At 56.6% G+C, this 10,238-nt stretch carries 8 protein-coding genes and 4 tRNA genes; 2 read left to right on the top strand and 10 right to left on the bottom strand.

Annotated elements, in window-relative coordinates:
- The first annotated feature begins 320 nt into the window (after window positions 1-320).
- Window positions 321-1,028: a recombinase family protein gene (locus tag L9Z73_RS18045; protein ID WP_247403601.1), complete on the top strand. Its 708-nt coding sequence runs from the start codon at window positions 321-323 to the stop codon at window positions 1,026-1,028.
- Between the two features lie 241 nt (window positions 1,029-1,269).
- Here L9Z73_RS18045 and L9Z73_RS18040 read toward each other — a convergent pair whose 3' ends face one another.
- Both L9Z73_RS18040 and L9Z73_RS18035 read right to left on the bottom strand, forming a co-directional pair.
- Window positions 1,270-2,964, bottom strand: coding sequence for a hypothetical protein (locus L9Z73_RS18040; protein ID WP_247403600.1), 1,695 nt, complete (start codon window positions 2,962-2,964; stop codon window positions 1,270-1,272).
- A gap of 361 nt (window positions 2,965-3,325) precedes the next feature.
- Window positions 3,326-3,402 (bottom strand) — tRNA-Val (locus L9Z73_RS18035).
- Window positions 3,403-3,586: 184 nt separating this feature from the next.
- Here L9Z73_RS18035 and L9Z73_RS18030 point away from each other — a divergent pair.
- Complete coding sequence (locus L9Z73_RS18030) at window positions 3,587-4,870, top strand: NAD(P)/FAD-dependent oxidoreductase (protein ID WP_247403598.1); 1,284 nt, start codon at window positions 3,587-3,589, stop codon at window positions 4,868-4,870.
- A 236-nt stretch (window positions 4,871-5,106) separates the two neighbouring features.
- Here the strand turns inward: L9Z73_RS18030 and L9Z73_RS18025 are convergent.
- The 8 genes from L9Z73_RS18025 to L9Z73_RS17990 form a co-directional block, all read right to left on the bottom strand.
- Window positions 5,107-5,183, bottom strand: a tRNA-Asp gene (locus L9Z73_RS18025).
- Between the two features lie 105 nt (window positions 5,184-5,288).
- Window positions 5,289-5,365 (bottom strand) — tRNA-Asp (locus L9Z73_RS18020).
- Between the two features lie 55 nt (window positions 5,366-5,420).
- A tRNA-Val gene (locus L9Z73_RS18015) sits at window positions 5,421-5,496 on the bottom strand.
- A gap of 107 nt (window positions 5,497-5,603) precedes the next feature.
- Window positions 5,604-6,368: an SDR family oxidoreductase gene (locus L9Z73_RS18010; protein ID WP_247403603.1), complete on the bottom strand. Its 765-nt coding sequence runs from the start codon at window positions 6,366-6,368 to the stop codon at window positions 5,604-5,606.
- 11 nt (window positions 6,369-6,379) lie between these two features.
- Entirely contained in the window at window positions 6,380-7,591 is a 1,212-nt protein-coding gene (locus tag L9Z73_RS18005; RefSeq protein ID WP_057005680.1) for an O-succinylhomoserine sulfhydrylase, read from the bottom strand.
- 65 nt (window positions 7,592-7,656) lie between these two features.
- Window positions 7,657-9,162, bottom strand: coding sequence for an amidophosphoribosyltransferase (purF, locus tag L9Z73_RS18000; RefSeq protein WP_247403595.1), 1,506 nt, complete (start codon window positions 9,160-9,162; stop codon window positions 7,657-7,659).
- Window positions 9,163-9,203: 41 nt separating this feature from the next.
- Window positions 9,204-9,761 carry a CvpA family protein gene (locus L9Z73_RS17995; protein WP_247403593.1) on the bottom strand — a complete coding sequence of 186 codons (558 nt, stop codon included), beginning with the start codon at window positions 9,759-9,761 and terminating at the stop codon, window positions 9,204-9,206.
- 164 nt (window positions 9,762-9,925) lie between these two features.
- Window positions 9,926-10,238, bottom strand: a 313-nt coding sequence (locus L9Z73_RS17990; protein ID WP_247403590.1) for an SPOR domain-containing protein, incomplete at its 5' end; no start/stop codon positions are given.

Raw genomic sequence — 10,238 nt, 5'->3', positions numbered from 1 at the left:
GAACGGTTGCCACTGGCGACCTCGGTTGAAGATTACGAAGCGCTGTTGCCGTGGAACTGCTCGCCGGTGTCGCGCTAGCTAAGCGTGCCACCCATCTTGACGTCGGTGGGGTTTATGGAGCGCTTACGTTAGAGTGGGGTCTAGCTTAATGACATTGAGTTGCCCGATGTTGGACACCAGCACCTTGCCCCCCTTCACTTTCCCAACAAATCAGAGTCAATCCAAATTTATCATTTGCATGAATGGTCGTTCTGCGAATTGACAAATACGACTTTCAGCCCAACAATGAAGTCCTGAGCCAACACACCAAGGATCACGAAATGAAAGTCGTCGCTTACATTCGAGTCTCAACGAAGGGCCAAGGGGATAGTGGTCTAGGCTTGGACGCTCAACGCGACTACATCACTCGTGCTGCTGATCAGAATGGCTGGGAGATCGTTGGTGAGTTTGTAGACGTGGTATCGGGCAAGCTTGCTATTGAGGATCGCCCTGAAGGTGCAAAGGCACTGACTCTGTGCAAGGAGCAGAAAGCACAACTGCTGGTAGCCAAGCTTGATCGACTCTCACGCTCCGTTCACCACATTGCACGACTGATGGAGCAGACAGAATTCAAAGTCGCCACCATGCCGCAAGCAAAGACCTTCGAACTCCACCTGTTCGCAGCACTGGCCCAACAAGAACGCGAGTTCATTGCAAGCCGTACCCGTGAGGCTCTGGCATCCCTTCAGAAGCGTGCTGATGATGGTGATGCAGTTGCGGTACAGAAGATCAACAACCGTTCTCAGGCGCTTGCTAAAGGCCGTGCTGTCGCTGACATCACAGCCGCCAATGACCAGCGAATGAAGAACGTGAACGCGCATCAAGCAGCCATCCAACCACACCTGCTGGCGTGCCTGTACAACAAACTGAATACCTTCCAGTCAGTAGCCGATTGCCTCAACACCAAAGGCTTGCGTACCGCTCGTGGTAGCGAGTTCACACCAACGGCAGTACGTCGATTGATGCTCGCATTCAACGTCTCGTTCTGAGGCTGTGGGAGCTTCCAGCGGGCCAGCTTTATTTTGCTTTTCCACAGCTTTCTAACGAACCGATCCGTGCATAGCTAAGTGCCTGGGATATGCCGACCGTTTCCAGAATGACCCCACCCCCCTCTTCTTAAAAACGCTCATAAAAAATTTGGGAGGCTGGGTTTTCATGTAGGAACGCTGCTTGTTATTTCCAGCCGACACTCCAGAATGCCGGAAAAACCAGCACTCTTAGCGGACTGGGTTAATCTCGCCCAATCATCCGAGCGATAAACTTATTAGATTTAAAAACATAGTTAACAACCAACAAGAATGTAGCAACACCCACTACCGATGCGATTATCCCTATTATCTTATCGATCGACTCACCATAGGTAAGCCCGAGTATTTTCGCAAGTGGCTGCATCAGTTCCGGCGACAATGTAGCAGACGCAATAATTCCAAAGATAATTGTAATTCGGCGGGTATAAGACTCTGATGCAATTTTTTCGTCCAACTCAAGAGACTTTCGAACTGTCTCGATCTTCTTGCAAAGAATTTCATACACCGTCGTCAGGTGGTATCCTTTCTTAACTTCGCCCATGTATTTAGCTATCTCTCCATATTTGTGAGCAGAAAGCAGTGACTCTTCAAATTTTAAAACCTTCAACTCTAATCGTGCCACATCAATAGCTGTCTTACACCTATTTATACCAATCGAAGCGTAGGAGTAGAATATTTGTATGAAGTGCGCCGCCTCGTTCAAGACCTGAATATCTGAAACCAAATTATTGAACGTGTAAGAATCATGCTTTTCGATTTGCGGATCTACTTGTGCTGACGCCAGCATTAGCGATACTGACTCCGAGTAAAAGTTATTAAAGTCATCGAAGTTTCGCATATCAACGTGAGTCAGGTCTGTATGCGTTATATCTTCAGTAAGGTGCACTCGCGTCATCACACTATTTACTAGGCTTCTATGAGTGACCCAATTTTCCGCTGAGCTGTTTTTCTGCCTAGTATGCGAACTGACATAGATGATTGGTTTGCCGTGCCAATATTCGCCAATTGAATCGTCATGATACTGCCTGCGTAGCCAGTGGATACGCGTCCTCAAAACGCCGAGATTTACTGCCCGCGCCACTACTGATAGCAGGTTTCTTGCAAGGTCCGTGAGTGTAAACTGATTAGTGTTAACCAACTCATAAACCGTTAGTTTCTCATCTGCAAACTCTATTTGATCCGGTGCATTTAAAGCAGAGCTAATCATTACCTCAAATTCTTTTCTCTGTGCAAGCCTCTCTCGCAGAGGCATTTGTGATATTTGACACTCAGTACAGGCCAAATGTAGCTCTCTCTCGCACAAAACTGAATCAATGTTACGCATCGACTTGTTAACTTCGTTATAAACCACATCCCGCACGGTAGCACTTTCGAACCCCAACACCGTGGGCAAAGAGATACTTATTATACCTCCAACATAGACTCTGATGTATGGAACAATTAATTCGTACCCTTCATCCCCCTCACTTCTGATAGCGATTGGCCGCATGAAAACACGGGCACTTTCAGCGGGAAACCCAAACGCCGCATTGAATAATTTCTTATCTGACAGAAGCAGATCTAGGGCATTGGACAATGCATATCTATTAGAATCACCGGGATTAGCATCTAAGAAGTCGCTATGCCCGCTAACTTTCATCCCTAACCCAGTAATCGAAGTCTCTATATCGAGCATTTGAGACTTCAGCCTCCCGCTCTCTTTGAAGTATATCCGCCCACGGTTATTTAGAGCAAAACTAAAAGCTTCCGATGCTGCCAGTATTTCACAGACACCTGCAATATCTATCCTCCCATTTGTTTTTGATGAACATAAGAAGGTTGCCATGCCCGAATAAGTATCGTCTTGCGGCGCTGCGCTTCCTGATTCCGGCCCTACATCTGCATTAGATACTTCCATTAACCAGTCTTCCTTGGAGCCAATTAATTGATTCGACATGCTGGAGCAACTAGAGCCCCCCCCCCATCAAGTATTGATGATCGCACGGAGCATTCTCAGCGGCTATGGCGGACTCAATAGAGAGGCAGCAGATGGCAGATAGGGCGGACATTCACCCAGCGGACTACCCAGATAGCGGGTGACACACCACCCCCACATCGCCATGCAGGAGTTCGAGCCAAAAAGGCCAATACTGGCGTTCACATTGCCCAGTGTGAACGAACCCGATATTTTGTGAACGTTCTGAAGAAATCCAAGACAACAAAAAAGGGCTCACCTTTCGGTGAGCCCTTCTAGACCGCCCAGCAGAGCGGATTTTGTTTGGTAGGCGCGATTGGACTCGAACCAACGACCCCCACCATGTCAAGGTGGTGCTCTAACCAACTGAGCTACGTGCCTGCTGTGAGGCGGCATTCTACGGAATTCCGGAGGGCTGTCAACATCTTTTTTGCAGCTAACCCTATGAATATGCGAATTTTTTATTTTCGGTCAGTACATCCGTATTTTTCGGGCGGCTGGCAGGCAATTTTCAACTCAGGTAGGATCCGGGCACTCGTAAAAAATATAAAACAGAGGTTCCAGGATGGCGAACACGCCCTACCCCCAGTCGTATTACGCCGCGTCCGCGAATGCGGTTGCGCCTCGCCCAGCACTGCAAGGTGAAGTCGAAACAGATGTTTGCGTGATTGGTGCCGGCTACACCGGCCTCTCCAGCGCACTGTTTCTGCTGGAGAACGGTTTTCGCGTGACGGTCCTGGAGGCGGCAAAGGTGGGGTTTGGCGCGTCAGGCCGCAATGGTGGGCAGATCGTCAACAGCTACAGCCGCGATATCGATGTGATCGAGCGCAGCGTCGGGCCGAAGCAGGCGCAACTGCTGGGGCAAATGGCGTTCGAGGGCGGCAAGATCATTCGCGAGCGGGTGGCCAAGTACCAGATCCAGTGCGACCTGAAGGACGGCGGGGTATTTGCCGCACTGACCAGCAAGCACATGGACCACCTGGAGTCGCAGAAGCGCCTGTGGGAGCGTTACGGCCATACGCAGCTGGAGTTGCTGGATGAGCGGCGCATCCGCGAGGTGGTGGCCTGTGACAATTACATCGGCGGCCTGCTGGACATGAGCGGCGGGCATATTCACCCGCTTAACCTGGCACTGGGCGAAGCGGCAGCCGTGGAGTCCCTCGGCGGTACGATTTATGAGCAGTCGGCGGCAGTGCGCATCGAGCGCGGCGCCAACCCGGTGGTCCACACCGCCGAGGGCAAGGTCCGGGCGAAGTTCATCATTGTCGCCGGCAATGCCTACCTGGGTAACCTCGTGCCAGAACTGGCGGCCAAGTCGATGCCGTGCGGCACACAAGTGATCACCACCGCGCCGCTGGGGGATGAGCTGGCCAAGACCCTATTGCCGCAAGACTACTGCGTCGAAGACTGCAACTACCTACTCGACTACTACCGCCTTACCAGCGACAAGCGCCTGATCTTCGGCGGTGGCGTGGTGTATGGCGCGCGGGACCCGGCGAATATCGAAGCGATCATCCGCCCAAAAATGCTCAAGGCTTTCCCGCAACTCAAGGACGTAAAGATCGATTACGCCTGGACAGGCAATTTCCTACTGACCCTGTCGCGCTTGCCGCAAGTCGGTCGCCTGGGCGACAACATCTATTACTCCCAAGGCTGCAGCGGCCACGGCGTAACGTACACACACCTGGCGGGCAAAGTACTGGCGGAGGCCCTTCGAGGCCAGGCAGAGCGTTTTGACGCGTTTGCCGACCTGCCGCACTACCCGTTCCCGGGCGGACAGCTATTGCGCACGCCGTTTGCCGCGATGGGCGCCTGGTATTACGGGCTGCGGGATAAGCTGGGGTTCTGATTGGGCGGCTTGCCTGGGATGCCGACACGGCGGACTCATGAAGAGGTCGAGTCGATGCCATCGCAGGCAAGCCAGCTCCCACGGGGATCGAGGCGGCTTGCAGAAACCTGCTGATCAGAGCCAAATCGCAGACACAAAAAACCCCGGTCTTTCGACCAGGGTCTTTGCTATCGGATCAAAGATAGCCAAAGGCTTTCTTTGTGCTGCAAGGCGTTCAGTGGGCCTTGAAGCAGATATGGCGCAGCGGACGGGACTCGAACCCGCGACCCCCGGCGTGACAGGCCGGTATTCTAACCGACTGAACTACCGCTGCGTATCGCTTGACCGGCTGAGCGTAAACCCTCAACCGTCTTTAAACATCTGATCGATCAGCCTTGGCTGTTCAATCTCAAGCTCGACACGTCGAACCTGGAAAATATGGCGCAGCGGACGGGACTCGAACCCGCGACCCCCGGCGTGACAGGCCGGTATTCTAACCGACTGAACTACCGCTGCGCGTCGGTGCAACCTTTAACGTTGCGTCTTGCTCGAAGGCAAAACTCTCAAGAAGTGGTGGGTGATGACGGGATCGAACCGCCGACCCTCTGCTTGTAAGGCAGATGCTCTCCCAGCTGAGCTAATCACCCTTTGCTTCGTTGAGGCCGCGAAATTTACGCAGATAGCGGACCTAAGTCAATAGCCTGCTTGAAGTTTTTCTGAAAAAGACAAAATTGCTTCAAGACGGCTACCCACCCTACTCGCTGTAAATCATCTTCTTGCTCATGCCACCGTCCACGACAAACTCTTGCCCGGTGACGAACCCGGCCTGGCGCGACAGCAACCATGCCACCAGCGCCGCCACGTCCTCCACCGTGCCAACCCTACCCGCCGGATGCTGGGCGTGATCGGCGGCAGTCAACGGCTCTGCGCGACGGGCTGCCGGATCACGCGCATCGATCCAGCCAGGGCTGACGGCGTTGACCCGTACTTCCGGGCCAAGACTCATCGCCAAGGCGTGCGTCAGGGCCAGCACGCCGCCCTTGCTCGCAGCGTAGGCTTCGGTGTCCGGCTCCGACTGCCGAGCCCGGGTCGACGCCAGGTTGACGATCGCACCGCCATGGGCACGCAGGTACGGCGCACAGTGCTTGGCCAGCAACATCGGGCCGCTGAGGTTCACCGCCAGCACGCGATTCCAGGAGGCCAGATCAAGGCTCTCCAAGGTGAAATTGCGCGGATCAGCCACCGCCGCATTGCACACCAACGCATCCAGGCGCCCGAACTGCCCAAGCACTTCGGCGACGCCTTGGGCGACTTGCTTCTCGTCGGCCACGTCCATGGTGATAAACCAGGCATTCTCACCGAGCACCTTGGACACCTTGGAGCCGCGCTCGCGGTCCAGGTCGGCCAACACCACCTGCCAGCCCTCGCTGATCAGCCATGCAGCGATGCCCAGGCCAATGCCCCGGGCGGCACCCGTCACCAGCGCGACGCGCCCGTTACCGGCCGCAGCAGCGTCAATGGCCCACTCGATCACAAGGCTGCCAGCCCGCGAGCCAGGTCAGCCTGCAAGTCAGCCACGTCTTCGAGCCCTACCGCGACGCGGATCAAGCTGTCACGAATGCCCGCCGCTTCACGCTCCTGTGGCGCCAAGCGACCGTGGGACGTCGTGCTCGGGTGGGTAATGGTGGTCTTGCTGTCACCCAGGTTGGCCGTGATGGAGATCAGGCGCGTCGCATCGATAAAGCGCCAGGCGCCCTCTTTGCCGCCTTTCACTTCAAAACTCACCACGGCGCCGAAGCCACGCTGCTGGCGCTGGGCCAACGCGTGCTGCGGATGGCTCTTAAGGCCGGCGTAATGAACCTTCTCGATACCGTCCTGCTGTTCCAGCCACTCGGCCAGCGCCTGGGCATTGGCGCAATGGGCCTTCATCCGCAGGCTGAGGGTTTCCAGGCCCTTGAGGAAGATCCACGCATTGAACGGGCTCAGGGTCGGGCCAGCAGTACGCAAGAACCCCACCACTTCTTTCATCTGCTCGCTGCGACCTGCCACCACCCCACCCATGCAACGGCCCTGGCCGTCGATGAACTTGGTCGCCGAATGCACGACAACGTCCGCGCCCAGCTTCAACGGCTGTTGCAGCGCCGGGGTGCAGAAGCAGTTGTCGACCACCAGCATGGCGCCTTTGGCATGCGCCACTTGCGAGAGCGCGGCGATATCCACCAACTCGGCCAGCGGGTTGGAGGGCGACTCGACGAACAGCAGCTTGGTATTGGCTTTGATTGCCGCATCCCAGCCGGAAAGATCCGCCAAAGGCACGTAATCCACTTCGATACCGAAGCGCTTGAAATACTTTTCGAACAGACTGATGGTTGAACCGAACACGCTGCGCGACACCAGTACATGGTCGCCAGCGCTGCACAGGCTCATCACCACCGCCAGGATCGCCGCCATGCCGGTCGCCGTGGCGACCGCCTGCTCAGCGCCTTCCAGTGCGGCGATACGCTCTTCGAACGCCCGCACGGTCGGGTTGGTGTAACGGGAATAGACGTTGCCCGGCACCTCACCGGCAAAACGCGCGGCGGCGTCGGCAGCGGTGCGGAACACATAGCTGGAGGTGAAGAACATCGGGTCACCGTGCTCACCTTCCGGGGTGCGGTGCTGGCCGGCGCGCACAGCCAGGGTATCGAAAGCTACGCCATCGAGGTCGCTGTCCAGCCGACCGGCATCCCATTCCTGACTCATGCTGCGACTCCTTACTCAATTCTTTATTTAAGATACAAAACCGGCCCCTCAGGGCCGGTGTTTACTCAGTTGTTGTACAGATCGATGATCGCGCTGACCGCCTGGGTCTTGATCTTCGACGAGTCGTTGCGCGCCTGCTCGATCTTGTTCAGGTAAGCCTCATCGACATCACCGGTCACGTACTTGCCGTCGAACACGGCGCAGTCGAACTGCTCGATCTTGATCTTGCCACCGCCGACCGCTTCGATCAGGTCGGAAAGGTCCTGGTAGATCAGCCAATCGGCGCCGATCAGGTCGGCCACGTCCTGGGTCGTCCGGTTGTGGGCTATCAGTTCGTGGGCGCTCGGCATGTCGATGCCGTACACGTTCGGGTAACGCACGGCGGGCGCTGCGGAGCAGAAGTACACGTTCTTCGCGCCGGCTTCGCGAGCCATCTGGATGATCTGCTTGCAGGTGGTGCCACGCACGATGGAGTCATCCACCAGCATCACATTCTTGCCGCGAAACTCCAGCTCGATGGCGTTGAGCTTCTGGCGTACCGACTTCTTGCGCGCCGCCTGGCCAGGCATGATGAAGGTGCGACCGATGTAGCGGTTCTTGACGAAGCCTTCGCGGAACTTGACGCCCAGGTGGTTGGCCAGCTCCAGCGCGGCGGTACGGCTGGTGTCCGGGATCGGGATCACCACGTCGATATCGTGTTGAGGGCGCTCGCGCATGATCTTGTCGGCCAGCTTCTCGCCCATCCGCAGGCGCGCCTTGTACACCGAAACACCGTCGATGATCGAATCCGGACGCGCCAGGTAGACGTGTTCGAAGATGCACGGGGTGAGTTTTGGTGCCACAGCGCACTGGCGGGTGTGCAGCTTGCCATCTTCGGTGATGTACACCGCTTCGCCCGGCGCCAGGTCGCGGATCAGGGTGAAGCCCAGCACGTCCAGGGACACGCTTTCGGAGGCGATCATGTACTCGACGCCTTCGTCGGTGTGACGCTGGCCGAACACGATCGGGCGGATGCCGTGCGGGTCGCGGAAACCGACGATACCGTACCCGGTGACCATGGCCACTACCGCGTAACCACCGACGCAACGGTTATGCACGTCGGTCACGGCGGCAAACACGTCTTCTTCGGTCGGCTGCAGCTTGCCGCGCTGGGCCAGCTCGTGGGCGAACACGTTGAGCAGCACTTCCGAGTCGGAATTGGTGTTGACGTGACGCAGGTCAGATTCGTAAATCTCCTTGGCCAGTTGTTCAACGTTGGTCAGGTTACCGTTGTGCGCCAGGGTGATGCCGTAAGGCGAGTTGACGTAAAACGGTTGAGCTTCGGCCGAGGTCGAGCTACCGGCAGTCGGGTAACGCACATGGCCAATGCCCATGTGCCCGACGAGGCGCTGCATGTGACGTTGATGGAACACGTCACGTACCAGGCCATTATCCTTGCGCAGGAATAACCGGCCGTCGTGGCTGGTCACAATACCGGCAGCGTCCTGGCCGCGGTGCTGGAGGACGGTTAGCGCGTCATACAGCGCCTGATTGACGTTCGACTTACCGACGATACCGACGATGCCACACATGCGACGCAACCCCTACTTAATGAATCTTGACTGAACACTGCTTACTGAGGCGTTTTGGCCGGTAAGAGGTGCTCCTTGAACGGAAGATCAGCGGGCATGCTGATCCCGCTGGCCAGCCACTGACTGCTCCACCCCAATATGAGGTTCTTGGACCAATCTGCAACCAATAGAAATTTTGGCACGAGTACCGACTCCTGCCACCACGAATCCTGCTGTACCGGCCCCAGGCTCAATAGCCCGACCGCCACAACCACCAGCAACGCGCCACGCGCAGCGCCGAAGGCCATGCCGAGAAATCGATCGGTCCCGGAGAGGCCGGTGACACGTATCAACTCGCCAATAAGATAATTGACCATTGCTCCCACCAGCAGCGTGGCGATGAACATGATGGCGCAGCCCGCGATGACGCGAGCCGAAGGTGTCTCGATGTATCCGCTCAGGTAGACCGACAGCGAACCGCCGAACATCCAGGCGACGACTCCTGCGATGATCCAGGTCAGCAACGACAGTGCTTCTTTTACGAAGCCGCGGCTTAGACTGATCAAAGCGGAGATGGCGACGATTGCGACGATCGCCCAATCAACCCAGGTAAATGGCACGGTGCAGCCTACGGACGGATAAGGCGGCGCATTTTAGCAGAGCGCCGAGCTATCGGTAAGCTGTGATTGCGGGTGCTTTGCAAATCAATAGTTTGTGACGAATCAAGCCCATTTCAAGCCCCCTCCCACACTTGACTGCATTCCAAGCCTGGATCGGCGTGAACTCAGCCGCGCTCAGGCTGGAAACGCACCACAAAGCCATTGAGATTCTGCTGGCGACCCAGCAAGTCGCGCAGGCGGTCTGCCTCGGCACGCTCGATCAGCGGTCCGATAAACACGCGATTCTTGCCATCGGCGCTGCGGATGTAGGCGTTGTAGCCTTGGCTGCGCAGTTTTTTCTGCAGGGCCTCGGCGCTTTCGCGATTGGCCAGGCTGGCCAGCTGGATCGACCAACTGATCGGCAGGCCATTCGGGTCGATACGGCTCTGCCCCACGTCCGGCTTGCCCGGCGCGGCAGGTTGCGGCGCGACCGGCTTG

Origin of the sequence: Pseudomonas emilianonis (assembly GCF_023072625.1) — a bacterium.
GTDB classification, from domain to species: Bacteria; Pseudomonadota; Gammaproteobacteria; order Pseudomonadales; family Pseudomonadaceae; genus Aquipseudomonas; species Aquipseudomonas paraveronii.
This window is presented reverse-complemented; position numbering and strand designations above follow the sequence as displayed.